Origin of the sequence: Cystobacter fuscus (assembly GCF_002305875.1) — a bacterium.
Taxonomy (GTDB): domain Bacteria; phylum Myxococcota; class Myxococcia; order Myxococcales; family Myxococcaceae; genus Cystobacter; species Cystobacter fuscus_A.
Genome location: NZ_CP022098.1, coordinates 9,226,643 through 9,252,829, shown reverse-complemented (window position 1 = coordinate 9,252,829; position 26,187 = coordinate 9,226,643). Strand labels below are relative to the sequence as shown.

21 protein-coding genes are annotated in these 26,187 nt (G+C 67.4%); 6 read left to right on the top strand and 15 right to left on the bottom strand.

Going from position 1 to position 26,187, the window contains the following annotated elements:
* Window positions 1–19: 19 nt before the first annotated feature.
* Window positions 20–2,257, bottom strand: coding sequence for an NACHT domain-containing protein (locus CYFUS_RS37455; protein ID WP_157758879.1), 2,238 nt, complete (start codon window positions 2,255–2,257; stop codon window positions 20–22).
* A 177-nt stretch (window positions 2,258–2,434) separates the two neighbouring features.
* Here CYFUS_RS37455 and CYFUS_RS54705 point away from each other — a divergent pair, with 177 nt between their 5' ends.
* Window positions 2,435–2,821: a YkvA family protein gene (locus CYFUS_RS54705; RefSeq protein ID WP_095989556.1), complete on the top strand. Its 387-nt coding sequence runs from the start codon at window positions 2,435–2,437 to the stop codon at window positions 2,819–2,821.
* Window positions 2,822–2,967: 146 nt separating this feature from the next.
* Window positions 2,968–4,473 carry a glycoside hydrolase family 16 protein gene (locus CYFUS_RS37445; RefSeq protein WP_198316278.1) on the top strand — a complete coding sequence of 502 codons (1,506 nt, stop codon included), beginning with the start codon at window positions 2,968–2,970 and terminating at the stop codon, window positions 4,471–4,473.
* A gap of 21 nt (window positions 4,474–4,494) precedes the next feature.
* Here the strand turns inward: CYFUS_RS37445 and CYFUS_RS37440 are convergent, their stop codons facing one another.
* From CYFUS_RS37440 to CYFUS_RS37420, 5 genes are read right to left on the bottom strand one after another with little or no spacing between them, the layout of a single operon-like run.
* A complete protein-coding gene (locus CYFUS_RS37440; RefSeq protein WP_095989555.1) occupies window positions 4,495–5,904 on the bottom strand; it encodes a heavy metal sensor histidine kinase in 1,410 nt (469 codons plus the stop codon).
* Window positions 5,901–6,587 carry a heavy metal response regulator transcription factor gene (locus CYFUS_RS37435; RefSeq protein WP_095989554.1) on the bottom strand — a complete coding sequence of 229 codons (687 nt, stop codon included), beginning with the start codon at window positions 6,585–6,587 and terminating at the stop codon, window positions 5,901–5,903. Before CYFUS_RS37435 ends, CYFUS_RS37440 begins: the two co-directional genes overlap by 4 nt.
* Window positions 6,584–7,972: an efflux transporter outer membrane subunit gene (locus tag CYFUS_RS37430; protein ID WP_095989553.1), complete on the bottom strand. Its 1,389-nt coding sequence runs from the start codon at window positions 7,970–7,972 to the stop codon at window positions 6,584–6,586. The genes CYFUS_RS37435 and CYFUS_RS37430 overlap by 4 nt, the downstream gene beginning before the upstream one ends.
* Window positions 7,972–11,091, bottom strand: a complete 3,120-nt coding sequence (locus tag CYFUS_RS37425; protein WP_095989552.1) for a multidrug efflux RND transporter permease subunit — start codon at window positions 11,089–11,091, stop codon at window positions 7,972–7,974. Before CYFUS_RS37425 ends, CYFUS_RS37430 begins: the two co-directional genes overlap by 1 nt.
* Window positions 11,088–12,185, bottom strand: coding sequence for an efflux RND transporter periplasmic adaptor subunit (locus tag CYFUS_RS37420; RefSeq protein WP_198316277.1), 1,098 nt, complete (start codon window positions 12,183–12,185; stop codon window positions 11,088–11,090). The genes CYFUS_RS37425 and CYFUS_RS37420 overlap by 4 nt, the downstream gene beginning before the upstream one ends.
* Window positions 12,186–12,374: 189 nt before the next feature.
* Here CYFUS_RS37420 and CYFUS_RS37415 point away from each other — a divergent pair, with 189 nt between their 5' ends.
* Entirely contained in the window at window positions 12,375–13,541 is a 1,167-nt protein-coding gene (locus CYFUS_RS37415; RefSeq protein WP_095989550.1) for a hypothetical protein, read from the top strand.
* 67 nt (window positions 13,542–13,608) lie between these two features.
* A complete protein-coding gene (locus CYFUS_RS37410) occupies window positions 13,609–14,904 on the top strand; it encodes a sensor histidine kinase (protein WP_232537022.1) in 1,296 nt (431 codons plus the stop codon).
* A 94-nt stretch (window positions 14,905–14,998) separates the two neighbouring features.
* Here the strand turns inward: CYFUS_RS37410 and CYFUS_RS37405 are convergent, their stop codons facing one another.
* The 8 genes from CYFUS_RS37405 to CYFUS_RS37370 all read right to left on the bottom strand — a co-directional run bounded on the left by CYFUS_RS37405 (window position 14,999) and on the right by CYFUS_RS37370 (window position 24,368).
* Window positions 14,999–15,628, bottom strand: a complete 630-nt coding sequence (locus CYFUS_RS37405; RefSeq protein ID WP_095989549.1) for a hypothetical protein — start codon at window positions 15,626–15,628, stop codon at window positions 14,999–15,001.
* Between the two features lie 11 nt (window positions 15,629–15,639).
* On the bottom strand, window positions 15,640–17,322 hold the full coding sequence (locus CYFUS_RS37400; protein WP_095989548.1) for a hypothetical protein: 1,683 nt from the start codon (window positions 17,320–17,322) through the stop codon (window positions 15,640–15,642).
* Window positions 17,323–18,358: 1,036 nt separating this feature from the next.
* Window positions 18,359–18,880 carry a hypothetical protein gene (locus CYFUS_RS37395; protein WP_332468315.1) on the bottom strand — a complete coding sequence of 174 codons (522 nt, stop codon included), beginning with the start codon at window positions 18,878–18,880 and terminating at the stop codon, window positions 18,359–18,361.
* Between the two features lie 478 nt (window positions 18,881–19,358).
* Complete coding sequence (locus CYFUS_RS37390) at window positions 19,359–19,991, bottom strand: hypothetical protein (RefSeq protein WP_095989547.1); 633 nt, start codon at window positions 19,989–19,991, stop codon at window positions 19,359–19,361.
* An 11-nt stretch (window positions 19,992–20,002) separates the two neighbouring features.
* Window positions 20,003–21,685 (bottom strand): hypothetical protein, encoded by a 1,683-nt coding sequence (locus CYFUS_RS37385; RefSeq protein WP_095989546.1) that lies wholly within the window; start codon window positions 21,683–21,685, stop codon window positions 20,003–20,005.
* Window positions 21,686–21,818: 133 nt separating this feature from the next.
* Window positions 21,819–22,739, bottom strand: a complete 921-nt coding sequence (gene cysK / locus CYFUS_RS37380; RefSeq protein ID WP_095989545.1) for a cysteine synthase A — start codon at window positions 22,737–22,739, stop codon at window positions 21,819–21,821.
* Window positions 22,740–22,792: 53 nt separating this feature from the next.
* Window positions 22,793–23,638 (bottom strand): serine O-acetyltransferase EpsC, encoded by an 846-nt coding sequence (epsC, locus tag CYFUS_RS37375; RefSeq protein ID WP_095989544.1) that lies wholly within the window; start codon window positions 23,636–23,638, stop codon window positions 22,793–22,795.
* Between the two features lie 19 nt (window positions 23,639–23,657).
* The gene (locus tag CYFUS_RS37370; RefSeq protein WP_232537021.1) at window positions 23,658–24,368 is read right to left on the bottom strand and encodes a hypothetical protein; all 711 of its coding nucleotides are present in this window, start codon (window positions 24,366–24,368) and stop codon (window positions 23,658–23,660) included.
* Between the two features lie 124 nt (window positions 24,369–24,492).
* On the opposite strand from CYFUS_RS37370, the gene CYFUS_RS37365 reads away from it, so the two are divergent.
* The gene (locus tag CYFUS_RS37365; RefSeq protein ID WP_095989543.1) at window positions 24,493–24,927 is read left to right on the top strand and encodes a hypothetical protein; all 435 of its coding nucleotides are present in this window, start codon (window positions 24,493–24,495) and stop codon (window positions 24,925–24,927) included.
* 119 nt (window positions 24,928–25,046) lie between these two features.
* A complete protein-coding gene (locus tag CYFUS_RS37360) occupies window positions 25,047–25,694 on the top strand; it encodes a hypothetical protein (RefSeq protein ID WP_095989542.1) in 648 nt (215 codons plus the stop codon).
* A gap of 38 nt (window positions 25,695–25,732) precedes the next feature.
* Here the strand turns inward: CYFUS_RS37360 and CYFUS_RS52000 are convergent, their stop codons facing one another.
* Window positions 25,733–26,179, bottom strand: a complete 447-nt coding sequence (locus tag CYFUS_RS52000) for an energy transducer TonB family protein (RefSeq protein WP_198316275.1) — start codon at window positions 26,177–26,179, stop codon at window positions 25,733–25,735.
* Between the last annotated feature and the right edge of the window lie 8 nt (window positions 26,180–26,187).

Here is a 26,187-nt window from a genome sequence, read left to right as displayed (position 1 = left end):
CGCATGAGGGTGGATGCGACTACGCCGGAGGGTTGAGCATTCGCAGGCAGATCTCCTCCCAGACCGAGCGGCTGACGCGCATCGCCGCGTCCTTGCAATGGACGATCAGCAGGCACGCCGACAGGTATTTTTCGAGCCTGGCCCTGCCTTCCACCAGCTCGCGTGGCTCAGGGGAGAGTTGCAGCGTCCTGACGAAGAGCCCCAAGAGCTGTCTCCACGTCTTGAGTACATCTTGGAACGAAGCATTCCAGCTCAGTTGATGACGTAGGACTTGCACCCGCGGTTCCACCTCATCCCACTTCCCCGAGAGGACCCGGCTTGAAGCCAGTTCGGCGAAGGCGTTGATCAGACACCGGGCGTGCCTGACAAAGAAGTCCCGGGCCCGGCCCTTGGCCTGAGCCCAGATGTAGCTGCAGTCGAGGTTGAAGTCGTAGGCGATGTCGTGGCTGGAGCCGAGTTCGCGGACGAGGTCGCGAGCCAGATTGAAGTCGAAACCGAGGCCGCGGGCCTCGATCCGGTTGATGATGAGGGAGACGGAGAAGTCGCACTTGCGATAGGGGTCGAACTCCTCGGCGAGAATGCGGTCGAGGTCTATCGCCTGGCTGATGTCGAAGGCGAGGGCCATGGCGAAGGCACGTCGGGCCGCGGTCTGCTCCGCATCGTCCAGGGGCACGTGCTTGCTGCTCGCCCAGCGCACGAGCCGGACGGCATTCCCCAAATGCTGTTCGGCGGATTGCTGCATCCGCAGCAACAGATCATCCGCTTTGCGGACCGCTCCCGCCAGGAGGATGAAGACTTCTTGCCAGCGCGCATCGAACAGGCGCGTGCGGACGAGCTCCGCGAGCCGCTGGGGGTCCTCATGCCAGATGGCCGTGAGGTACTCCTGCAGCGTGAGGTGCGAGAATGACCAGGCGTCCTGGGCCCGCTGAACGATGAGTCCTTGTTGGACCTCGATGGCCTGCAACACCTGGTCTCCATTCAGGTGCTTGGGCGCATTGAGCTCCTCGCGGAGGAAGTGGGTGATGGACTCGGTCAGCTCCCGGCGGGTGAAGAAATAGCGGTTGTCGTGAAAGGCTGGCGCGGCGATCTCGGCCAACATCTGTACTTCCATCCTGGCATGGAGCTCCCGGTAGATGGGCTCATGGTGGACGCGCTTGGAGGCGGCCCACCGCTCCATGAGAATCTCCAGCGCCTGCCGGTAGAGCTCGCTCCGGTTGGCGGGCAGGCGCTGGCGGTCATCGTAGGTGAGGCAGAGAAACGTCAGCAGCAGGGGCGTGTGGGCCAGTTCCCTGGCGGAGGCGTGGGCGGGTTCCCCGAGCAACTTCAAGAACTCCTCGGAGAGCCGGTACTGGCGATCCGTGTCGGAACGGAACCAGTTCTGGACGAAGCTGGCGACCTGCTGGTCGTCGAAGTCGGACAGGAGCACATCCTCGAAGCGGCTGAAGTAACCCTTGTAGAAAGCGGTCCGGCACGAGATGACGAAGCGGTTGCCGCTGTAGCGGTCCACGAAGTCACTCATGTGCGAGATGGCCTTGTCGAGCTGACAGTCGGGGACCTCATCCACGCCATCGAGGAGGAGCAGGAGGCGTCCTTCCTCCAGGAGTGTTCTGACCAGCTCGCCGGACTCGGGCAGGCCACAGATCGCCAACTCGTTCTGGATGAGTGGGGTGAGATCGATCGCATCCGTGCGGAAGCGGCGAAGCTCGATCAGGACGGGAAGGCAGTCGTGCTCGTAGCGGCTGAGTTCAATGGCGCCGAGGTCGGGTCCGCGGCCGAGCGATTCGAGCAAGGGGGCGCTCCAGGTTCGTCGCGGTAGGAGCGCCTCCAGGCCGAGCCGGCGGAGGAAGGTGGACTTGCCCGCCCCAGGGCAACCGAGGACGTTGAGAAAGCGGGACTTGTTGGAATGCTCCAGGCAGTCTGTCCTGCTGCCTGGATGCGCCTTCGGCCAGGACAAGCGCTTGCCTCGCAGAAGGAACAACTTGTGCAGCTCTTCCACCGAGCAGAAGCTCTTCATGGCCCGCGGAGGAATCGCCTGGGCGGCCACGTAGATGTCCCTCAAGGGAACAGGCTGATCCATGTTGAGGACCTTGATGTTCCCGTACCGCTCCAGGAAGTTCCGGGCGTACGCATGCATTCCCCGTCGAACCCTGTCATGGTCGGCGATGCGTCTGCTCAGACCCTTGAGCCCCTCCCAGACGAGCTGAAAGGCCGTGCCCGCGGTCAACGCCAGCAGTTGCTCCTCGACTCGTAACGACATGAATTCCCCTGCACCGAAGGACCTGGGCCTCACAGTACGGAGAGTTCGGCGGAGGAATGTGAGCCCGCGAGGATACGCGTCTTTCTCGGGCCCGTGGGGCTGGTGCGTGTCCGCGCACCCAGGCGATGCCTTGTCTTGCTGGTGCGCGGATCTCACTCAGGGGGCGAGGGTGCCTCCATGAAGGCCTTGGAGCGGTGGAAGCAGAAGGCCCGGGCGCTCAAGACAGAGGTGGTGGCGCTGCTCCTCGCGGTCCGGCACCCCGCGGTGCCGTGGTACGCGAAGCTCCTGGCGGCGGCGGTGGTCGCGTACGCCCTGAGTCCCGTGGACCTCATTCCCGACTTCATCCCCGTCCTGGGCTACCTCGATGACCTGATTCTTCTCCCGCTGGGCATCCTGCTCGTCCGCCGGCTCATCCCTCCGACGGTGCTCGCGGAATGCCGGGAGCGGGCCCTTCGAGAGGCGCGCCCGCGCGAGACGAACTGGATCGCTGGCGCCATCATCATTGCCCTCTGGGCAGCGCTCGGGCTGTGGCTCGTGCGGTGGTGGTGGCAGCGGTCTTCTTGATGGCCCGTTCCCAAGGGAGCGGATGTTGGGTGCGTTTACAGGTTTTACTCGGATGGAGTATATTCTTCGAGTTCCTGGAAGTGCCTCCGCTCGCACGCGGTTGTCGCATGCCGGGTACCCGTCGCCACCGCACGAGGAGTCAAGTCATGAGGTTTCAGTGGGTCCGGATGCTCGCCGTCCTGTGGGCGGTGGGCTGTGGGGGCAGCGCGGAGGAGAAGTCCCTGGTCCAGGTCGAGCAATCGCTCGCGGGCTTCGAGGTGAGCGCGCCGCTGTCGCTCAACAAGGTCGCCTTCCTCCAGGGCGAGCGCGTCGAAGGCTCCGTCACCTACAAGAACACCACGGGCCAGAATCTCGTCATCGCCAACCTCGCCATCGCCATGCGGACGCCCACGGGAGGCTACGCGGACCTCTCGCCCGGTACGGGGACGCGGACGCTGACGCCCGGCCAGACGCTCTCGCTGACGGCCGGCCGTACCTTCTCCGCCAGTGATGCCCCGGGTACCTGGAAGCTCTTCGCCAGTTGGCAGGACAGCAGTGGTGCGTGGCACGAGGAAGCACCGCGCACCCTCACCCTCCTGGCGCCCGCCACGAGCCGCCTGAGCATGACCAGGCCCCTGGCGCTCAACACGAGCGCTCCCTTCGTGGGCGAGCTCCTCCAGGGCACGGTGACGTACCAGAACACCGGCACCACCCCCTTCTCCGTCCAGACGCTGGTCATCGCGGCTCGCCGGCCCGATGGCTCACAGGCGGATCTGTCGCCCGCGATCCACGGGCGCACCTTCCAGCCAGGGGAATCCGTCACGTTGTCCGCGACGCGGACGTTGGACCAGGCGGGCACCTGGAAGGTCTTCACCAGTCACCAGGGCGCCGATGGTCAATGGATCGAGCAGGCGCCCACTCTGCTGGCGGTGAAGACGGGCACGCCCCCGCCCTCGAACTGGCGGCTGGTCTGGCAGGACGAGTTCGACGGCTCGGGTCCGCCGGATCCGACGCGCTGGGGCTACGAGGTCGGCTACGTGCGCAACAACGAACTCCAGTACTACACCCAGGGCCGCCTGGAGAACGCCCGGCGCGAGAATGGTCAGCTCATCCTCGAGGCTCGCAAGGATGGCTGGAACGGGCACGACATCACCTCGGCCAGCCTCGTCACCAAGGGCAAGAAGAGCTTCCTCCAGGGTCGCATCGAGGTGTTCGCCCGGCTGCCCACTGGCAAGGGAACGTGGCCAGCCTTCTGGTTGCTGGGCACGAACATCGACCAGGTCGGTTGGCCGGCGTGCGGGGAGATCGACATCATGGAGAACGTCGGCTACCAGCCCACCGCCATCCATGGCACCGTCCACACGCCGTTCTACTACCACGGCTCCTCCGCGGGTCCGCGGGGCGGCAGTACCCAGGCGTCCTCGCCCTGGCTCGACTACCACCTCTACGCCATCGAGTGGTTTCCGGATCGCATCGACTTCTTCGTGGACTCGGTGAAGTACTTCACCTTCCTCAACGAGGGGACGAGCACGAAGTGGCCTTTCGACAAGCCTCACTACCTCCTGTTGAACCTGGCCATCGGCGGTTCGTGGGGGGGCAGCCAGGGCGTGGACATGAGCCTGTTCCCGCATCGCGTGTACGTGGACTATGTCCGCGTCTACGAGCGCATCTGACGAGCACGCCGGGGGTCGCGCTCACGCCTCGCGTGACTCCCTCCCCGCCAGACGAGGCGTCGCGGCCAGTGGAGCGTCCGAGAGGGTGAAGCCGAACGTGTTGCGGCCCTCCGCGCTCGTCGCGAAGACGGTTCCGCCGTGCATCTTGGCCACGGCTTTCACGATCGACAGCCCGAGGCCGTGGTTGTCCCGGCTGTTCCGGCGCGCGCCATCGGCCCGATAGAAACGATCGAACAGCCGCCCGAGGTGCTGCTCCGGGATCGGTGCCCCCGGGTTCGTGACGGCGATGCGCATCTCGGACTCCCGCCGCGCGATGGCCACGACGATCTCGGCACCGCGCTCGGAGTGCTCGACGGCATTGAGGAGCAGGTTGCTGGCGGCCCTCAGGAACAGGGAGCGCTCGAACGACGCGTGGGCATCGCCCTCCACCCGGACGGAGACGCCCGCCTCCTCGAGGATGACGTCGAGGAACTCGACGGTCTTCGAGACCTCCTCCGCGGCCGAGGTGTGTACCCGGTCGAGCGCCGTCTCTCCTTGATCCGCCCGGGCGAGGAAGAGCATGTCGCTGACGATCTTCCGCAGGCGATCGAGTTCCTCGAGATTCGACTGCAGGACCTCCTCGAGCTGCGCCGCGGTCCGCTCCTTCGCCAGCGCGACCTGCGTCTGGCCGATGAGGTTGGTGAGTGGCGTGCGCAGCTCGTGGGCCACGTCGGCGTTGAAGCCCTCGAGCTGGGCGTACGCACGCTCCAGCCGGTCGAGCGCACCGTTGAACGAGGCGGCCAGGTCGGAGAGCTCTCGCGGCAGTGGTGAGAGCCTCAGCCGCTGTGACAGGTCTCGCGGACTCAGGGACTGGGCCTCCTGGGACAGGCTGCTCAGCGGCGCGAGTCCGACCTTGGCGATGCGATAGCCGAGGAACGTCACGAGCGCGACACCCGCGAGGCAGAGCGCGACGAGCGCTCCGGCGAAGGTGTCCAGCGTGTTGCAGAACCTCTCCGAATCCAACGCCGCGACGATCTGGACCGCGGGGCGCTCGCCCTTCGGGGGAATGGAGCGAGAGACCGCCCGCATCGAGCGGCCCTCCAGCTCGAGCATGAAGGGTCTTGGTGCCTGGGTGCCCAACCGCTCGCGGAGTTCCGCCGGGACGTCGCCGTACACGAATCGCGGGTCGGGCCCGAGCACCCAGTACCGCACGCTGTCATCGGCGGGTGTGAGCGTGTCGAGCTTCGTGCGGAGGTTCTGCCACGACACGGCGTTGTCGTTGCGGTTGACCATCATGCCCACGTATTCGAGCCGGGTGTTCACCTCGCTGAGCTGGTGGCGGCCGAGCTCCCGGTAGAGCACCCGGTACAGAGCGACACCCACCAACGAGAAGACCCCGAGCGCGGCCACCGCGAACATCACGGCCAGCCGTGTGGCGATCGAGGCCTTCATGGCGCCTCCCGCGCGTCGCGCACCTCGAGCACGTACCCCATGCCGCGGATGGTGTGCAGGAGCTTGCGCTCATAGGGCCCGTCCACCTTCGCCCTCAGGCGCTTGATGGCGACCTCGACGACGTTCGTGTCGCTGTCGAAGCTCATGTCCCAGACCTGCTCGGCGATCACCGTCTTCGACAGGATCTGCCCTTCGCGCCGGGCGAGCAGGGCGAGCAGGGCGAACTCCTTCGCGGTCAGCTCGAGCCGGTTTCCGGCGCGGTGGGCCTTGCGACTGAGCAGATCGATCTCGAGATCGCCAATGCGCAGCTGTGTCGACTCCTGCACGCGGCCGCGCCGGGTCACCGCCTGCAGGCGCGCGACGAGCTCGAGAAAGGAGAAGGGCTTGGCGAGATAGTCGTCCGCTCCCTCCCGGAGCCCATGGACCCGATCATCGACCCGATCCCTCGCGGTGAGCATGATCACCGGCGTCTGCTTTCGCGCGCGGATGGCCCGGAGCACGGCGAAGCCATCCATCTCCGGGAGCATCACGTCGAGGACGATCGCGTCATAGTCGTGCAGCAGGGCCAGTGCGTGCCCGTCCGGTCCGGTGCGCGCCACGTCCACCGTATACCCCTGCTCGTTGAGGCCGCGGTGCAGATAGTCGGCCGTCTTCGGCTCGTCCTCCACGATGAGCAGCTTCATGCGGTGTCCTGTCCCGGGGGCATCAGCCCCATGGTCTGGTAGAGGCCGACGAGCCGCAGGGACACGTCGGCGGTCGCCCGCGCCACCTGCAACTCGAGGTTGTACAGGGTGCGCTCGGCATCGAGGACTTCCAGCAACGAGAGGGTCCCCTCCGCGTACTGCCGGCGCGCGAGCCCGGCGGCCTTTCGCGCCGACTCGGTGGCGGTGGCGAGCTCGTTCCGCCGGCTCTCTCCCTGGGTGTAGAGGATGAGCGCCGTCTGGACCTCCTGGAGGCCGGTGCGCGCGGTCAGCTCGTAACTCAAGTAGGCCTGCTCCTGTCTCGCGTCCGCGGCGTCGATTGTGGCGCGAATGCGTCCAAAGTCGAGCAGCGGCGCGAGCAGGTTCGCCCCCACCGACCAGAGCAGGGAGCCTCCCGAGAGGAAGGTGCTCGTCTCCGCGCCACCCTGGAGGCCGAGCATGCTGGCGAGGGTGATCCGGGGATACCGGAGGGCCTCCGCCGCCTCTCGCCGGGCGATGGCCGCGAGGAGCTGGGCCTCGGCGGCGCGGACGTCGGGCCGCAGGCCGATGACCTCCGTGGGAGTCAGGAGCACGCCGAGTGCGCTCGCGCTCGGGAGGGCTCCGGTTTCGGAGAGCACCTTCCCGAGTTCCTCCGGAGTGGTGGCGAGCAGCAGGACGATGCGGTGGCGGGAGGAGTCGGCGGACTCCGCGAGCTGGGCGACGAGGGCACGCGTCTCGCCCCGGGTGGTGAGGGCGCGCTCGACGTCGAGGCGGCTGGAGAGCCCCTGCTCGAATCGCGCCCGGGCGATGCGCAGTGTCTCTTCAGCCGCCTTGGCGTTCGCCTCGGCGATGGTGTGCTGGGTGCGGTAGAGGCGGTACTCCAGGTAGGCCCGTGAGACCTCGGCGGCCAGCGTGAGCCGCACGCCGTCGCGCTCGGCCTGGGTCGCCGTCCAGACCGCGTCCGCGGCGCGAGCCTCCTTGCGCAGCCGTCCGAAGATGTCCACCTCCCAGCTCGCCTCGACGCCGAGCGTGGCGGTGGTCCGCTCCGTGTTGAGGACCACGGTCTGTCCGCGGCTGAGCCCGGCGGTGCCCGTGAGCTGGGGAAAGAGCGCCGCCTGGGCACCCTGCCGCAGCGCTCGTGCCTCGCGGATTCGCGCATCGGCGATGCGCAGGTCCAGGTTCTGGCGCTCGGCCAGGGAGATCAGCTCATCGAGCACTGGATCTCCGAACGACCGCCACCACGCCGAGTCGATCGACGCGCCCCGGGCCGCGGCGGGAGCATGCTCCCACTCCGTCTGGAGTTCGGAAGGACGCAGGCTCGGTGCGGTCGAACTCGCGCAGCCGGTGACCGTGAGCAGCAGGGCCAGGAGTCTCGTGGAGCGGCGCATCACGTGGTCTCCATTTCCGCTGGACGGGACGGCTCCGGGGTGGACGGGCCGCGCTGGCGATGGAAGAGGCGATCGAGCGCCAGATACACGACGGGAGTCGAATAGAGCGTCAGGACCTGGCTGACGAGCAGGCCTCCCACGATGGCGATTCCAAGGGGTTGCCGGAGCTCGGACCCGGTGCCAAAGCCCATCATGAGCGGAATGCCTCCGAGGAGCGCGGCGAGCGTCGTCATCATGATCGGCCGGAAGCGGACGAGACAGGCTTCGTGGACCGCCTCTCGCGGCGACAGCCCTCGTGTCCGCTGGGTCTCCAGCGCGAAGTCGACCATGAGGATGCCGTTCTTCTTCACGATGCCAATGAGCAGCACGACACCGATCAGCGCCATCACCGAGAAGTCGTGTCCCATCATCCAGAGCAGGAGGATCGCCCCGAGTCCGGCCGAGGGCAGGGTCGACAGGATCGTCAGCGGGTGCACGAAGCTTTCGTAGAGGACGCCGAGGATGATGTAGACCGCGAGGAGCGCGGCGAGGATCAGGAACGGCTGGCTCTTCAGCGACTCCTGGAAGCCGCGCGCGGTGCCCTGGAAGTTGCGCGTGATCGCGGCGGGCATCCCAATCTCGGCCTCGGCCTGCTCGATGGCGGTGACCGCGTCTCCGAGCGCCACACCCTGTGCCAGGTTGAAGGAGATGTTCACGGCCGGGAACATGCCGTTGTGGCTGATCGACAATGGCCCCGTCGTCAGGGGCTCGAGCTTCGCGACCGAGGAGAGTGGCACCACTTCTCCCGTCAGCGGAGAGCGGATGTGGAGATAGGCGAGGCTCCGGGCGGTGCCGCGCTGCCGTTTGTCGAGCTCGATGATGACGCGGTACTGATTGACCTCGGTCTGGTACTCGTTGATCTGCCGCTGTCCGAAGGCGTCATAGAGGGTCTGGTCGATGTCACTGGCCGTGATGCCGAAGCGGGCCGCGGCCGCTCGATCGATCGTGAGCCGCGTGACGCTGGCGCCGATCAGCTGGTCGTTCGACACGTCGCGCAGCTGCGGGAGTTGGGTGAGCTTCGCCGTGAGGGTCTCGGCCCACTCGGACAGCAGGGGGCCGTCGCTGCTCTTCAGCGCGTATGTGTACTGCGCACGCGAGGGGCCTCCGCCGAGGTTGATGTCCTGGGACGGGCGCAGGTAGAGCATGATGCCGGGCACCTGGGCGAGCTTCGGCCGTAGCTGATTGATGAACCCACCGACCGAGACGTCACGGTCCGCGCGATTCTTGAGGGCGATCCAGAACCGTCCGCTGGACGTGCTCTGGCTGCCGCCCGTCGCGCCGACGGCGGTCGCGAACTGCTGCACCGCGGGCTCCTTCGCGATGATGTCGGCGATCGCGGCGTGCCTGGCGATCATCTCCTCGTACGGGATGTCCTGCGCCGCCTGGGTCGTCCCCAGGATGAAGGCCGTGTCCTGCTCCGGGAAGAACCCCTTGGGGACGTACACGTAGCAGGCCACGGCGGAGGCCAGCGCCAGCCCGAAGCCGAGCAGGGTGAGCCGCTGATGCTCCAGCGCCCACTTCAAGGTCCGCTCATAGCCATCGAGCAGGCGCCGCGCGAAGCCGCCGCCCGAGTCGTGGCCATGGGCCAGGGGCTCCATGAACCGCGAGGCGAGCATCGGCGCGAGCGTCAGCGACGCGACCACCGAGAGGAGGATGGCCGCCGTCACCGTCATCGCGAACTCACGGAACAGGCGGCCGACGATTCCGCCCATGAACAGCAGTGGAATGAACGCCGCGATGAGCGAGAGGCTGATCGACATGACCGTGAAGCCGACTTCCCCGGAGCCCGCGAGGGCGGCCTCCAGCCGGTTCTTTCCCGCCTCGAGGTGCCGGTGGATGTTCTCCACCACGACGATCGCGTCGTCCACGACGAAGCCGACGGCGATGATGAGCGCCACCAGCGTGAGGTTGTTCAAGCTGAAGCCGAGCGCGTACATCATGGCGAAGGTCGCGATCAGGGCCACCATGAGCACCGCGCCGACGATGAGCGTGGCCGACACCTGCCGCAGGAAGAGCCCCATGATCAGCACCACGAGGGCGATCGTGATGACGAGGGTGAGCTGGACCTCGTGCAGCGAGGAGCGGATCGTCCGCGTGCGGTCAATGAGGATGTCGACCTCGATGCTCGCGGGGAGCTGCTCCCGGAGCCGGGGAAGGGCCTCCAGGATCCGGTCGGCGGTCTCGATGAGGTTGGCGCCCGGCTGGCGGCGGACGAGCAGGTTGAGCCCTGGCTTGCCGTTCTGCCACGCCTGGACGTAGTCGTTCTCCGCGCCAAGGCTCACACGCGCGACATCGCGCAGGCGGATGGGGGCGCCACCCCGGTAGGCGACGATGAGATCGTCATAATCCTCGGGGCGGAAGAGCTGATCGTTGGTCGAGAGCGTCGAGACCCGGGTGCCGCCGAAGAGTGCCCCCTTCGCCTGGTTGACGCTCGCCCCGCGCACCGCCGCGCGGATGTCGGCGAGCGTCAGGCCCTGGGACGCCAGGCGCTCGGGCGAGGCCTGGATGCGCAGGGCGGGGCGTTGCTGGCCGGTGATGCTGATCTCCGCCACGCCGGAGAGCTGGCTGAGCTGCCGCGCGAGCTGCGTCTCCGTGACATCGCTGAGCTCGGTGAGCGGCATCAGGTCCGACTGGACGCGGATGATGAAGATGGGGCTGTCGTTCGGGTTGACCTTGCGCCACGTCGGCAGGCTCGGCATCTCCGAGGGGAGCCGGCCGGAGGCGGCGTTGATGGCGGCCTGGACCTCCTGGGCCGCGGTGTCGATGTCCTTCTCCAGGTCGAACTGCAAGGTGATGGAGGTGACGCCGAGGGCGCTCGACGACGTCATCTCCGTGATGCCGGGGACGGCGCTGAGCTGCACTTCCAGGGGCGTCGCCACGGCGGAGGCCATGGTCTCCGCGCTCGCTCCAGGCAGGGCCGCGCTGATCTGGATCGTCGGGAACTCCGCCTCGGGGAGGGGGGCGATCGGAAGGCGTGGGTAGGCGAAGGAGCCCAGGAGGATGACGCCCAGGGTGAGCAGGGTCGTGGCGACCGGATGGGTCACGAACCAACTGGAGATGCCGCGCTTGGGCTCGCTCATCGGGCCGCTCCCTTCGAGGCGAGGCCCGTGGTCGTGGTGGTCTTCACCGCGCTTCCCGCCTTGAGGCGGGAGTGGCCATCGCTCACCACCGTGTCTCCGGCCGCCACCCCCGACGCCACCACGGCGATGTCATCGTCCGCGTAGCCCAGGGTGACGGGAACGACGGTGGCCTTGCCCTCCTCGACACGGAACACGAACGGGCCCTGGCGCCCCCGCTGGATGGCGCGGGCCGAGACGACGGTCGCATCCTGGCTCTCGCCCGTCCTGAGCTCGACGGCGACGAACTGGCCCGGCCAGAGCTTGCCCTCGGCGTTGGGAAACTCCGCCTTGAGGGAGATGGTGCCCGTGGAGGAGTCGATCTGGTTGTCGATCATCGACAAGTGCCCCTCGGCCAACGTCATTCCTCCCGCGCGATCGAACGCGGTGACGGCCGCGCCGGCCGGGTCGCGCAGGAGGGCCTGGAGCCGTGGCAGTTCGTCCTGGGGGAGGGAGAAGAGCACCGCGATGGGATCGAGCTGGGTGACGCTGACGAGCCCCTGCGCGTCGGACGGGCGGACGACGTTGCCGGCATCGACGCGGCGCAGACCCACCCTCCCGGTGACCGGCGAGGTGATGCGTGTGTAGGACAGGCGTACCTGGGCCGCGGCGATGAGCGCCTCGTTAGCGCGGAGGGTGGCCTCGAGCTGCTCGACCTGGGCCCGTTGTTGATCCACCGTCTGGCGGGCGATGGCCTCGTCGCGCACGAGGTTGCCGTACCGCTCGAGGTCGAGCCGCGCGGCGTGGAGCTGCGCCTCGTTGCGAGCCTTCTCGGCACGCGCCTGGGCGACCTCGGCGGCGATCGCGCGGTCGTCGATGCGGGCGAGCAGATCGCCCCGGTTGACCTGCTGGCCTTCCTTGAAGGCCACCTCGGTGAGGATGCCCTCCACCTGGGTGCGGATCACGACACTGTGAAGGGACTGGACGGTGCCGATGCCGCGCAGCAGATAGGGCACGTCGCGGAGGGAGGCCTGCTCGACGACCACGGGGACCGCTGGCGGCGTCGTGGCGGCGGGTGGCTTCGAGGTGCGGCCGAGCCACCACCAGGCAGAAGCCACGGCGAGCGTGATGACAGCGAGGAGACCTGGCTTCCGGGCCCATGGGCCACGGGAGCGTTGTTCGTGCGGAGCCATGTTGCCCGCGACTTCTAGAGGGCGGAGCGGGCAGGGAGATGACGCGAAGATGACAAGAATGTCAGGCAGTGAGGGGCGTGGGCGCCGCGCGAGCGTGCTAGGAGGGCCTCCCGCATGGCCACGGAAACCCAGAGCCCCCCGCCAGGGCGTCCCGCGTTCCTCGTCCGGTGGGGACGCGCGTTGCTGCCTCCGCTCGGAGCCTTCGTGCTCGCGCGCGGACTGCTCTTCATCGCCGCGTTCAAGGCCGGGCAGGTGCCCTGGCTCGCGGACGCCTGGGTGCGCTGGGACTCCGGGCATTACCTGTCGATCGCCGCCAACGGCTTCATCCTCCACCCCTGCGGCCCCGACTACGGTGGGCCGAGCAACTGGTGCGGAAACGCCGGCTGGATGCCCGGCTATCCACGCCTGATCGGCCTGCTCTCGCACACGGGCCTGGCACCCGCCCAGGCGGGTGTCCTGCTCTCCGCGCTGTTCTCGCTGGGTCTGCTCGTGCTGCTCTGGACGGGGTTTCTCGGGCAGCGGGCGAAAACCCTCCCGGTGCTGGGCCTCGCGGCGCTGTTTCCGGGACAGGTGTACCAGCACGCCGTGTTTCCCATCTCCATGTGCCTCTTCTTCTCGCTCCTCTGCCTCTTCTTCCAGGAGCGGCGCCGCCCGGTGCTGGCGGGCCTCGCGGGGGGCGTGGCCGCCTTCTCCTACACCACGGGTTTCCTCCTGGCCCCCGTGGTGCTGGGGGCGGAGCTCCTCGCGCCGGGCCGCTCCGAGGGGTCTCCGTGGCCGCGCTGGGGGCGAGGCGTGGTGATGGCGCTGGGCGTCATGTTGGGGTTCGTGGCCGCACTGGCGGTGTTCCAGGCGCAGACCGGGGCCTGGAACGCGCTCTTCCTCTCCCAGGCGAAGTACGGCCATGGCCTCGGCAATCCCCTCGATGCACTCGAGGCGGTGGTGGGTCCTCTCCTGCGCGGAGAGAGCAGGCATTGGAAGAACGCCAGCCCCCGGGTCCAGACCCTGCTGGTGGCCCTGATGGTCCTCGTCCTCGTCGCCCGGCCGCTGTCCCGGTGGCGGGAGATGGGACAGCGGGAGCGCTGGCTCGCGTTGTATGGGTTGGCCTTCTGGCTGTTTCCCCTCGTCATGGGACGGGGAGTGAGCCTCTATCGCGCCGAGTCCCTGCTCGTTCCGCTGGCCCTGCTTGCCTGGCGCCCGGCCGTGGCGGGGATGTGGCTCGTGCTCGCCGCGGCGCTGGTGGTCCCCATGGGCCGACTGTTCTTCCTGAGCATCCTCGTCTGAGTTCCGGGGCTCCTCCCATGACGCCGGTTCTCGCAGTGCTAACATTCCCGTCGTTGGGAGGAGTGGGGTGACCGCGACGAAGGGCATGTGGAGCAAGCGGACCGCCAGGGTGCTGACCGTCATCATCGTGGGCTTCTACGGTCTGGACATGCTGATGCTGGGCGGTTTCAGCCCCTGGACGCTGGGAATGCGTCTGGTGTGGGCGCTGTCGCTGCTGGCCTACTCGGCTTTCGATTCCGAGGTTCTTCCCGACCCCTGGGCGCGGTGGATCGAGGACCTGCACATCGTGGTCATCGCGTGCTCCGTGGTGGGGCTCGTCGGACTGACGGGGGGGACCCGGAGCCCCTACTTCGTCCTGGTGCCGGTGCTGCCGCTGGCCAACTGCTTGTTGTACCGGCGGAGCGCGCGGGCGGGCCTGCTGGGCGGAGCGGTGGGCTCCCTGGGTACCTTCGCGCTCGGGTGGATGATGGAGCACCACCTCCTCGATGCGCTCTTTCGCATGAGCATCGTGCTGGCGATTACCCTGTTCTCCACCTACCTCGCCCAACAGGTGGGGCTGACGCAGGGCTCGGAACAGGAAGTGCGGCTCGAGCGCGCCCGGCGCGAGTCCCTGGAGTTGCTGGCCGTCAGTGAGCACCGCCGGGCCCAGACGGAGAAGCTGGCGGAGCTCGGGCGGCTGGCGTCGAATGTGGCCCATGAGATCAACAACCCCCTGGCCTATGTGGGGTCCAACGTCGACTTCGTGCGCGACGCGCTGCGGCGTCCGGGCGAGGCGCCGCCGGAGGAGCTGGCCGAGGTGCTCGAGGAGACGCGGGAGGGGTTGAAGCACATCCGACAGGTCGTCGCGGACCTGAAGGGCTTCGCACGCATGGATGCGCGGGAGCCCACGGAGTGTGCGCTGGCGGAGGTCGTGGGAGATGCCGTGAAGCTGGCGTCGCTCCGGCTCAAGCACGTGGTGCGGCTGCGGGTGGAGGTGCCGGAGTCACTGCCGACGATCTTCGTGGTGCGGCAACGGCTGGTGCAGGTGGTGCTCAACCTGCTGGTCAACGCGGGTGACGCCCTGGAGGAGCACGGGAGGCGTGACGGCGAGGTCTGGGTGCGAGGGCTCGGAGGGGAGGGGCGCGTGGTGCTCCTCATCGAGGACAATGGACCTGGCTTCGCCCCCCAGGTGTTGCCCCGGCTCTTCGAGCCCTTCTTCACGACCAAGGGGCCCGACAAGGGCACGGGACTGGGCTTGAGCCTGTCGAGAGAGCTGGTGGCCCAGTTCGGCGGCCAGCTCACCGCCAGCAACCGCCCGGAGGGCGGCGCCCGTCTGTGCATCGAGTTCCCTGTCCAAGGCGTCCGGGAGACAGGGATTGAATAGGAGGGGCTCAGCGCCGGGCTACTTCGCGAGCTTCCAGACCTTGCATCCGGAAGAACCCACCCGCCATGTGCGGCAGATGGGGCCCTGGCTCGGGTCAGTAGACGATGCAGTCGAACTTCTCGATGATGGCCCGGAATTCTTCCGGGGTGGCGTCGTACCGCTTCGCCTCGGCTGGGGCGAGGAGTGTCAGGGCCTTGGTAGAAGGCGGTTGGTCGTACAAATCCTCGATGACAACAGAGCCAAAGCGTCCCGGCCACTGGACGCTGGTGAGTTCGCGGGCTCGCCCGATGGGGTCCAGAATGGTGAAGCAGGGCCACTTGGGAAAGCGAAGGGTGGCAGGATCCGAACCCATGATGCGACAACCATCCAGTTGGGCTTCGGTGAAGTCGCAGTCCTCGATAGCTCCCTGCTGATATTCCGAGTCGCTCCCGTATTCGGGCCAGTGTCCGAAGTCGCACCCATGCAACCGTCCCCTGAACCGGCAACCCTTGAGTGAGGCTCTTATCCAATCCTGGTGGTTCTTCAACTCTTGCTTCACCTCGAAGGTGCAATCGATGAAGCGCGCTCCGTCAATGGATAGATTCCGGGTGGGCACTTTCAACACGAGGGTGCAGTTGCGCAGCGTCAAGTTGGAGCCAAGGAAGTAGAGCGAGCCCTTGTCAGTCAGCTCCAGGCGCTCGTTTTCGATTTCCCGATCCTCGAAGAAGACCTTGTTGTAGAGCATCCGCTGCCCTCTCAGAAGGTGAGCATTCGGAAGAACTCACCCGCCATGCGTCGGCCATGCCGCGCCAGATTCGACTCCGTACCTGAGAGTATTTCGTACTTGAAGCCACCAGGGACTTCCACATCGACACCTTTGTTCAGGCTGAAGTCGTAGAGGTGCTTGAACTGGTCGCTCACCCGTTTTTGCACGAAACGCCCTCGAGCCTCGCGCTCCAACAAGCGCGCCAGCCAGTATTCGCCTTGCCTTTCTGCGTCTCTGATGGCAGCTCTCTCCTGTTGGCTAAGGCGGTGAGGCCCCCACTCGTTCGCGGCCTTGGTGACGGCCTCCTGGAGCATGTCGCCCACCTTATCCTCGGCGGGAATGTCCGCGGCTGACTTGCCCCGGGGCACGTGCCAGCGCTGCCCATCGCTGAGCTCTACCTGCCGGTTGCCGCCCCGGTGACGGATGACAGTTTCCGCAAAGCGGCCCCCAGGGGCTTGTCCCGGCCCACTGCCCGTCCCCTTCTTGAGCATCACCACGGCCAGGGGGCCCTGGGGAGACGTGGCCACCGTGTCCGCCGCCGCCACCGCCTTGGCCAGGGCGCCCTCTGTGGCAAGCGCCGCCTCCGTCACCTCCAGGCGCCCCATGACGCCGGCGCCGCCCTGTGCCTCGAATTGCTTCCCGGCGAGCTTGAAGCGCGGAAGCGACTTCACCCGTGGCAGCACCTGCCCCAGCGAGTGCCCGCCGAGAGTGGCCACGGCGAGAATCATGGCCCGGGCCGCATCCTCTCCCAGCACCTTGCCGAAGTCCTCTCCCGCCGCGCGCAACTCCTCGAAGGTGGTGGCGTGGTGCGCCGTGTCCGCCATGCGGGCCCATCCATCCATGAGCCCGTAGACTGTCTCGAGGCCCAGGTAGCCCATCAGCAGGAGGGTCATGCCGGCGGCCAGGGCCTTGGTCGTTGGCTCGGGCACCACCCACATCATGCAGTAGAGCGCCACCGTCCAGACGACCGTGGAGACGAGCATCCGCACGTCCAGCAGCTCACGCGCCAGGGCCCCGCGCGTCTCGTCGAGCACGTGGCCGAAGGCCAGCGCCAGGGCGAAGGCCCGCCGGTCATCCGTGCGCAGGTAGGGCCCGTCGTCCAGCAGGCCCAGGCAATCGCCTCCTCCCCGGGGCACACACCACTGGAGGTACCTGGCCCTCAAGGCTTCATCCGCCGCGGGGGTGAGCACCACCGGGCCCTCCTGGCGCTCAGGCACCAGGGTGTAGCCCTGGTCGCGATACACCTCCAGCAGCCAGTCTCCCTGGCTGTCCACCGTCTCAATGCCCTCGGGTGGCGGCAGGAGGTGGAGCAACTCCCGGGCGGCCGCTCGTGGAGTCTTCGCTCCCAGCTTCACGTCGCGGGAGAGACGCAGGAAGGCTTGTTGGAACTCGGCCCTGGGGAGGGGCACTGGCCGGGTGGCGACGTTGCCGGGCTCCAGGAAGTCCACGACGTACATGGTGGCGGACTCGAGGCCGGGCTCCGCCGTAGTGGCCACCTTCTCCTTGGGTGCTGGAGGGGGCGTCAGCGAGTTGGAGTGATGGGCCACGAAGCTGTTCCGTGGGGTGCCTGTGGCGCACGACAATTGGGAGAGGACGAGGAGGGCCCCGGCGCCAAGGAAGGGGCTCCGCCGCGCACTCGTAAGGCGAGCGCCAGGAAGACGATGGGTGGACAAGGCGCACCTCCGGAAGCGACACAGCCAAAAACCGTCGCTCCGGAATTACATGGAAATGCAGGTGGGCCCGTCAAGCCATCGGGTTGGCGTCGGGTGGCAGGATGCCTGCTGGACAAGGTGTCAGACGACTCATGGGGGATGCGGTGCCGAAACGAGTTTTTTGAGTGATGCCTGGAGGCTGTCCATGGACCCATAGGGTGAAAGTCCCGAAGCGGGAGAAGGTCGAACCGCATAGCTTGGGTGGCACCGAGAGGGGAGAGCCCTGCGGTGAAGCCCACCGACAAAGCCCCGGAAAGCGGGGTGAGCGAGTGCGCGGGCCGCAACGAAGAGTGAACGCCCGGAAGAGGCCTCGTGACTCGTCAACTCCGGGTGCCGAGCTGGCTCAAAGACGGCGAAGGCAGCAGGAACTCCCCGAAGACGACCTTGGGGGGTCCACCCGGCGGGGTAGAGGGCGGCGGCACGTGAACAAGGCCATGGATGGAAACAGGGAAGGGCTCCTCGCCCCGCGGAGAAAGCCCGCGGAAGCAAGGTAGCCGCGCGAGCCGAGGAGGCGAAGTGCGGTGAAGGCGAGAGCCTGGCAGATGGGTCCGTAGTAGCGAGGAAGCGGGGTAATGCCCGTGGAGCCAAGGGGCCCTGCCGGAGGCATTCGGAACGAGAGGTGAGGCGGGAGTGGGATGACAAGACCCACCGGAAATCCGCAGGAGCCTCGAATGAAGATGGACCGCTGGGCGAAATCCGCCCCCGGCTGGCAGCGGTGGAGTAGGGGCGAATGGCTCCGAAAGTCGGCGGCCAGAAGGACGGAAGCATAACCCCGGCGGAGGACGCCTCCGCGGTGAGCCGGATGCGGGAAACCCGCCCGTCCGGTTCGAAGTGGCGGGGGCCGGAGACGGAGTGATGGTGAGCTCTAAACGGGCACGAAGCCGGAAACGGCGGAGACGGCCAAGAGCAGCCTGCACACCACCGCGCCGGCCCTCGACCCGATCACCTTCCGTGGCCATGTGCGAGTCGCTCTGCGCAACCCCATCTGCGTAGCGCGTTAGGGCTCTATGGCTCGTGGCATCGGTTGTTGCTTCGCGCCGGGCAGGTAGCACTTACCCTGGTACTCAGCCTGATCCTCCTCGCAAGGAGGCTTGTGCGCGAGTTCGGCCCAGCACCCGCCGTTAATTTCCACGATGCTCTTCTTGCGCGGACAGGGCGGCACTGCCTGATTGCGAAAGGGCTTCTCGGGCAATGGATAGCCGAGCACTGCCTGTGCGTCCAAGTTTAAGTACACCAGCGATTGCGCCTCTTGCTGGATCTGCTCCTCGAATGAACCGCTCGGATCAGGGGGCGCATGGGGGCGTGTCAGCAGACATCCACTCAGTGCCAGGGCGAGTCCTGCGATGACGTGCCCTCGCGCGTGTCGTGAGATCGGAAGGGCGGGCCCCTGGGGCTGCGACTGCAGCCCGTTCAGCCCCGGCGCCAGATGGGCGCTGATCCCAGCATTGTTCTCCACGCGGGTGAACGCGGCGGAAGTGAGCACGAACACGTTCGCCAGTTCCGTCATGGGCACTGCCATGGGCGCTCCATTCACCAGGACGGTAATGGAAGCGGGGGAGGGCGCACTGGGAGAGGGCTCACAGACGACCAGCACCTCCCAGAGCCCAGAGGGCCGCCATTCCACACGATCCGTGGGACACAGCAGCAGGGCGGGCCTGCCTGTCTCCACGTGCCACGCTTCGTGGAGACGGCCGAGGTCGGGTCCCACCTCTTCATAGCTACGGCCAAGTTCGAACCGCCCCGATCTATTCTCCTTGCCGTGCGTCTCGTCCGCCACGTGTGCCCCCCTTTGAGGTCATCGCGCAGCCAAGCGGATTTGACCATACAAGTCAAGTGAGGGATGGTGTCTTATCAGGTTCGGTGCTGGACGGGTCCATAGTCCTGGACGGCCATGAGCGCGAGGTGAACCTATGCGTCCGATCCTCAAACACTCGGTGGCCACGTCTCTGCTCTCTGGACAAGGTGTCAGACGACTCGGAGGGGATGCGGCGCCGAAGTTAGTAGACGATGCAGTCGAACTGCTCAATGACGGCCCTGAACGCCTCCTCGGTGGTTTCGCGGCGCCTGGCGAGGGATGGGGCGTAGAACGTTACGGCCATTGTGCGGGGAGGATCCCTGTACTGGCCCTCCACGATGATGGGGCGAAAACCTCCCGGCCACTCGACGCTGTTGAGTTCGCGGGCTCGCCCAATGGGGTCCAAGATGGTGAAGCAGGGCCACTTGGGAAAGCGGAGGGTGGCAGGGTCACAGCCCATGATGCGGCAGCCATCCAGGCGGGCCTCGGTGAAGTCACAGTCCTCGATGGACCCAAGTTGACACCATGGCAGGCTGCTGTATTCGGGCCAGTGGCCGAAATCGCACCCCGTCAGACGCCCCTTGAAACGGCATCCCTTGAGGGATGCCCCTATCCAGTCCTGATAGTTCTTCAACTCCTGCTTCACCTCGAAGGCGCAATCGACGAACTGGGCCCTGTCGATGGACAGACGCCTGGAGGCCGCCTTCAGCACAAGGGTGCAGTTTTTTAGCGTCAGGTTGGGGCCGAGAATGTAGTTCGCATTCTTGTCCGTCAGCTCCAGCCGCTCGTTTTCGATTTCCCGATCCTTGAAGACGACGTTACCGAGCCAGTCCATGATCGTCCCTATTAGAAGGTGAGCATCCGGAAGAATTCGCCCGCCATACGCCGGCCGTGCCGCGCCAGGTTCGTGTGTGTGCCGGAGAGAATCTCGTACTTGTATCCGCCCGGTGAGAGGTCAACCACATCGACCCCTTGCTGGTTGAAGCGATAGAGATGTTGGAATTGTCGTTTTAGCTCTTCATGAACGTAGCGTCCCCGGGCTTCGCGCTCCAGCAGTCGTGCCAGCCAGTACTCGCCCTTCTTCAGGGCTTTGTCGATGGCGTCTCGCTCGGCTCGCGAGAGCCTGTTGGGTCCCCACTCGTTCGCGGCCTTGGTAACGGCCTCCTGGAGCATGTCGCCCACCTTGTCCTCGGCGGGAATGTCCGCGGCTGACTTGCCCCGGGGCACGTGCCAGCGCTGGCCGTCGCTCAACTCCACCTGTCGGTTGCCGCCCCGATGACGAATGACGGTTTCGGCATAGCGGCCCCCAGGGGCTTGTCCCGCCCCACGGCCCTGCCCCGTCTTGAGCATCACCACGGCCAGGGGGCCCTGGGGAGACGTGGCCACCGTGTCCGCCGCCGCCACCGCCTTGGCCAGGGCGCCCTCTGTGGCAAGCGCCGCCTCCGTCACCTCCAGGCGCCCCATGACGCCGGCGCCGCCCTGTGCCTCGAATTGCTTCCCGGCGAGCTTGAAGCGCGGAAGCGACTTCACCCGTGGCAGCACCTGCCCCAGCGTGTGCCCGCCGAGAGTGGCCACGGCGAGAATCATGGCCCGGGCCGCATCCTCTCCCAGCACCTTGCCGAACTCCTCTCCCGCCGCGCGCAGCTCCTCGAAGGTGGTGGCGTGGTGCGCCGTGTCGGCCATGCGGGCCCACCCGTTCATGAGGCCGTACAGCGTCTCGAGGCCTACGTAGCCCATCAGCAGGAGGGTCATGCCGGCGGCCAGGGCCTTGGTCGTTGGCTCGGGCACCACCCACATCATGCAGTAGAGCGCCACCGTCCAGACGACCGTGGAGACGAGCATCCGCACGTCCAGCAGCTCACGCGCCAGGGCCCCGCGCGTCTCGTCGAGCACGTGGCCGAAGGCCAGCGCCAGGGCGAAGGCCCGCCGGTCATCCGTACGCAGGTAGGGCCCATCGTCCAGCAGGCCCAGGCAGTCACCGCCTCCTCGGGGCACACACCACTGGAGGTACCTGGCCCTCAGGGCTTCATCCGCCGCGGGGGTGAGGACCACCGGGCCCTCCTGGCGCTCGGGCACCAGGGTGTAGCCCTGGTCGCGATACACCTCCAGCAGCCAGTCTCCCTGGCTGTCCACCGTCTCTACGCCCTCGGGTGGCGGCAGGAGGTGGAGCAACTCCCGGGCGGCCGCTCGTGGAGTCTTCGCTCCCAGCCTCACGTCGCGGGTAAGACGCAGGAAGGCTTGTTGGAACTCGGCCCTGGGAAGGGGCACTGGCCGGGTGGCGACATTGCCGGGCTCCAGGAAGTCCACGGCGTACACGGTGGCGGACTCGAGTCCTGGCTCCGCTGTAGCGGCCACATTCTCCTTGGGTGCTGGAGGGGGCGTCAGCGAGCTGGAGTGATGGGCCACGAAGCTGTTCCGTGGGGTGCCCGTGGCACACGACAACTGGGAGAGGACGAGGAGGGCCCCGGCGCCAAGGAAGGGGCTCCGCCGCGCACTCGTAGGGCGAGTGCCAGGAAGACGGGTGGACACGGCACACCTCCGGAAGCGACACAGTCAAAAACCGTCGCTCCGGAATCACATGGAAATGCGAGTTACAAAAGAAGAACCCCGGCACGCCTGAGGGCGCCCGGGGCTCGGTACCGCGACTCTGTCCGTGGCGGTGCTACTGCGCCGGGAAGAGGTTGTCGATGGAGAGGTAGCGCTCGCCCGTGTCGTAGCAGAAGCACAGCACCCGGCTGCCGTCCGGAATCTCCGGGATCTTCTGGTTCACCGCCGCCAGCGCCGCGCCCGAGGAGATGCCCACGAAGATGCCCTCCTCACGCGCCGAGCGCTTGGTGAACTCGAACGCCGCTTCCTCCGCCACCTGGATGACGCCGTTGAGCGCCTCCTTGTGGAGGTTCTTCGGGATGAAGCCCGCGCCAATGCCCTGGATGGGGTGGGGCGAGGGCTGGCCGCCGCTGATGACGGGCGACTTGGTCGGCTCCACCGCGAACACCTGCAGCTTCGGCCAGTGCTTCTTGAGCTCCTCGGCGCACGCCGTGATGTGCCCGCCCGTGCCCACGCCCGTCACCAGGTAGTCCAGCCCCTCGGGGAAGTCCTTGAGGATCTCCAGGGCCGTGGTGCGCTTGTGCACCTCGATGTTCGACTCGTTCTCGAACTGCTGCGGCATCCACGCCTTGGGGTTGGCCGCCACCAGCTCCTGCGCCTTGGCGATGGCGCCCTTCATGCCCTGCGCCCGCGGCGTCAGCTCGAAGGTGGCTCCGTACGCCGCCATCAACCGCCTCCGCTCGATGCTCATCGACTCGGGCATCACCAGGATGAGCTTGTAGCCCTTCACCGCCGCCACCATGGCGAGCCCGATTCCCGTGTTGCCCGACGTGGGCTCGATGATGACGCTGTCCGGCTTGAGCAGGCCCTTCTTCTCGGCGTCCTCGATCATCGCCAGCGCGATGCGATCCTTGATGCTGCCGCCCGGGTTGGCCCGCTCCAGCTTCATGTACACTTGGACCCGCGAGGGAAACAGCCGGTTGATGCGCACGTGCGGCGTGTTGCCAATCGTCTCGAGGATGTTCTGGGCCTTCATGGGTTCGGCTCCTCCAGGAATGATTCCGTTAGCCTAGACGAATATCCGCCATATCAGATGTGATATTCCAGCTCGTCGAATTCCGTCTTCCCCTGGCGGGCGCGGACTTCACTGCGGCGGGTCACCATGGACTCAGGGGGGATGCTCTGGGTGATGAAGGCGTTGCCGGCGATGACGCTGCCGCGGCCCACCACGGTGTCGCCGCCGAGGATGGTGGCGTTGGCGTAGATGACGACGTCGTCCTCGATGGTGGGGTGGCGCTTCTTGTCCGCCAGGGTCTTCTGCACCTGGAGCGCGCCCAGGGTGACACCCTGGTAGATGTTCACCCGCTGTCCGATGACGGTCGTCTCGCCGATGACGACGCCGGTGCCGTGGTCGATGACGAAGCGGCGGCCGATGGTGGCGCCGGGGTGGATGTCGACGCCGGTGCGCTGGTGGGCCAGCTCGGTGAGCAGCCGGGGCAGCAGGGGGTAGCCGAGTCCGTGGAGCGCATGCGCCAGGCGGTAGATGGCGATGGCGTAGAAGCCCGGGTAGGTGAGGATGACCTCGTCCACGCTGCGCGCAGCCGGGTCCGCCTCGAAGATGGCCTCGGCGTCCTGGCGCAGCCACTCGTAGATTTCCGGCAGCGCGTCCATGAAGCGCTGGGGGATGTCGTTGGTGGGCACGGGGTAGCGGGGCACGAGCGTGTCCAGCACTCGCGTGAGCACCGCCTCGACCGCCGCGACCTCGGAGCGCACGCCCACGGCGCTGTAGTCGGGACGGTGGGAGAAGTGGGGGAAGAGCAGCGCCAGCACCTTCTCGATGAACTCGGGCGCGGAGGCACGTACGTCCGGAGGGAAGCAATGGCGCTTGCGCGCCTCGATGAGCGTTTGGATGAGCCGAGCGTTGGGTTCCGCCATGGGCCGACGAGACTAACCACTAATAGCGGCCGCCGCCCACTGCGCTGACGATGGCCGAGAGCACCCGGTTCTCCACTCCCCAGACGGCCTTGTTGAGTCCCTGGATTCCGGCACCGCGCAGGTAGTCCGTGAAGTCGTGCAGGGCGGTGGAGCGCTGCATGCGCTCGCCCTTGGCCGCGTAGAGCAGCGGGGTGTTGGGGGCGCCCGTCATGCCCAGGTCCGGGCACGCCTCGGACAGCTTCTGGGCGTCGATCCCCGTCACCGCCGACAGCATGGCCACGGTGAACTGGTGCACGGGCAGCTCGCGCGCGTTGGGAATCTTCTCCAGCACCTTGGCGCGCGTCTCCGGGCCCGAGTCGAGCTTCTCGAAGGGCACCTTCGACATGGCCAGGAGCTGCTCGTTCGTCACGTGCTTGTTGTCGAGGATGGCGCGGCGGAAGAGGCTCTCGGGGGTGTCCCCCTTGAGGGTGATGGGGCACTGCTTGAGGCGCTCGAGCATGCCGTTGATGGTGCGTCCGAGCTCCGAGTCCGCCGGGGCGCGCCACGTGCCTTGCGCCGCCTTCACGGGCCGGGGCGCCGCGTCGAAGCCGCTCTTGTGCACGTGTCCGAGCGTCTGGGCGGCGTTCGCGTTGGACGTGCCGTTCACCGCCGCCTGGGGGGCGGGCCGAGGAGCGGCGGTGGGCACGGGCGCGGGCAGGGGGGAGAAGGAGCGGCGGCTGATCGGATCCATGCCGTCATTCTCTCGGTTTCGGAGAAATTGTTGCCGAGCCCAAGGCGTGGGGTGGCTGGCCCTCGCGGGGGTGGAGTAGGGTCGGGTGGACGTCCTCACTCCTCGTGGATGCGAGTCCGCCGCCATGTCCCAGAAGAAGCCAGGTCCCCAGCTCCCCATCGAGAACATGCGCGCCAAGCTGCTCGCCGACCCGGACACCCGGCGGATCGCGAGGGACGTGGGGATGGAGTTGGAGGATTACGTGGAGATGGTGCTCCACTATCTGCGCAATCCGGAGCAGGAACCCCAGCTCTACGTGGCCCCGGACGAGGAGCTGCGGGCCGCGGGCTACAATGCTCCCTCCTCCGAGCAGGTGGGCCAGTTCCTCCTGGCGGGAGTCCGGGGGGATCTGGGCCTTGGGAACGTCGAGGCCTACAAGAGCCAGTTCGAATCCCCGTCGGACACCCAGGACAAGCCCTCGCTGCGGGGCGACGAGGACCAGGAGCAGGTCCCGGTGGATGAGGAGACGAGCCAGGAGCTGCTCAAGCAGGTGCCCAAGGCACGGCCACGCCGCATGTAGTCTCGTTTTCACGCAACTCGAGAATCGCCTCCGCCGATAACTGCCTCATACGCCCCGTGATTCGGGGCCATTCATGAACCCACCCGGTGTGCATCCCGGGCAGACATGTGAGGCAGGCCATGGGAGTTGGCGGAGCAGGAGGCGCTGGCGGTTCGGGTCGGGGTGGTGGTGCGGGCTCGGCGGGCAAGAGCGGCGGTACGGCGGGCTCGAGCGCCGCGGGCAAGAGCGGAGCGGCGGGCAAGACCGGGGCGAGCGCCGCGGGCAAGACCGGAACGGCGGGCAAGACCGGGATCGGCGGGGCGCTGGGTGGCATCGGCAGCGCCATCGGCAAGGCGATGGGCGGGATTGGCAACGCGCTGGGCAGTGCCGGCAAGGCCCTGGGCAGCGCCGCGCGTGGGCTGAGCTCGGTGGCCGGCAAGGCCGCGAGTGCGCTCGGCAAGGTCTCGGGTCTGGTGCAGAAGGGTCTGAGCGCCCTGACGGGCCCCATCAAGAGCCTGGTGGGCAAGGCGCTGGACAAGGCGCCCTTCGGCATCGGTCAGCTGGCCAAGCCGTTCGCCAACAAGTTCATCGACCACTCCCTGGCCATGGTGGCCGCGGGCCCCCTGGGCGGTCTCGGCTCCCTGATGGGGGCGGCGCCCACGGTGGGCAAGCTGGCCGATATCGTGGGCACCGTGAGCGCCGGGGCCGCCGTGGCGGGTGAGGTGGCGGAGGGCAAGGTCAACATGCAGCACATGGCCGCCTTCGCGCAGGCCGCGCTGCTGCGTTAGTCCGAGCGGCGGCTTTGGACGGCCCCCGCGCGGGGGCCTCAGCCGCGCGTGAAGCGGACGCGGATGGGGGGCGAGGTGGCCAGGTAGGGCCGCCCCTCGGCGTCCAGGGCCGCATCGAAGCGCACCTCCCGGGCACAGGCGAGCGCCGCCTGCCCGAAGCCATGACCGGGATCCGATAGCAGCTCGGCCGTGGTGACCCGGCCCTCGGGGGTGACGACGACGCGCAGGACGACCGTCTGCTCGTCGATGCGCAGGGCGTCCGCCTCGCGAGGCCAGGGGCAGCTCCAACTGCGCGCGGGCAGTTGCACGGACCGGGCCCTGCCGGGAGAGGCGGGCCCGGGGGCCTCGGCGGCCGAGCCGGGGACGGCCTTCGTGGAGCGTCCGTTGGAGGCCGTCACGCCTCCGGCATAGCGCTCGGCCGAGCCGCTCACGATGTCGAAGCCCGTGAAGTCCAGGGGCGCCTCGGCGGCGTCCACGGCCACCACCGCGGCCG

Coding starts and splice junctions, on each gene's coding strand:
- CYFUS_RS37455 (WP_157758879.1), bottom strand. CDS start 2,257: ATGTCGTTACGAGTCGAGGAGCAACTGCTGGCGTTGACCGCGGGCACG.
- CYFUS_RS54705 (WP_095989556.1), top strand. CDS start 2,435: ATGAAGGCCTTGGAGCGGTGGAAGCAGAAGGCCCGGGCGCTCAAGACA.
- CYFUS_RS37445 (WP_198316278.1), top strand. CDS start 2,968: ATGAGGTTTCAGTGGGTCCGGATGCTCGCCGTCCTGTGGGCGGTGGGC.
- CYFUS_RS37440 (WP_095989555.1), bottom strand. CDS start 5,904: ATGAAGGCCTCGATCGCCACACGGCTGGCCGTGATGTTCGCGGTGGCC.
- CYFUS_RS37435 (WP_095989554.1), bottom strand. CDS start 6,587: ATGAAGCTGCTCATCGTGGAGGACGAGCCGAAGACGGCCGACTATCTG.
- CYFUS_RS37430 (WP_095989553.1), bottom strand. CDS start 7,972: ATGCGCCGCTCCACGAGACTCCTGGCCCTGCTGCTCACGGTCACCGGC.
- CYFUS_RS37425 (WP_095989552.1), bottom strand. CDS start 11,091: ATGAGCGAGCCCAAGCGCGGCATCTCCAGTTGGTTCGTGACCCATCCG.
- CYFUS_RS37415 (WP_095989550.1), top strand. CDS start 12,375: ATGGCCACGGAAACCCAGAGCCCCCCGCCAGGGCGTCCCGCGTTCCTC.
- CYFUS_RS37405 (WP_095989549.1), bottom strand. CDS start 15,628: ATGCTCTACAACAAGGTCTTCTTCGAGGATCGGGAAATCGAAAACGAG.
- CYFUS_RS37395 (WP_332468315.1), bottom strand. CDS start 18,880: ATGGCAGTGCCCATGACGGAACTGGCGAACGTGTTCGTGCTCACTTCC.
- CYFUS_RS37390 (WP_095989547.1), bottom strand. CDS start 19,991: ATGGACTGGCTCGGTAACGTCGTCTTCAAGGATCGGGAAATCGAAAAC.
- cysK (WP_095989545.1), bottom strand. CDS start 22,739: ATGAAGGCCCAGAACATCCTCGAGACGATTGGCAACACGCCGCACGTG.
- epsC (WP_095989544.1), bottom strand. CDS start 23,638: ATGGCGGAACCCAACGCTCGGCTCATCCAAACGCTCATCGAGGCGCGC.
- CYFUS_RS37370 (WP_232537021.1), bottom strand. CDS start 24,368: ATGGATCCGATCAGCCGCCGCTCCTTCTCCCCCCTGCCCGCGCCCGTG.
- CYFUS_RS37365 (WP_095989543.1), top strand. CDS start 24,493: ATGTCCCAGAAGAAGCCAGGTCCCCAGCTCCCCATCGAGAACATGCGC.
- CYFUS_RS37360 (WP_095989542.1), top strand. CDS start 25,047: ATGGGAGTTGGCGGAGCAGGAGGCGCTGGCGGTTCGGGTCGGGGTGGT.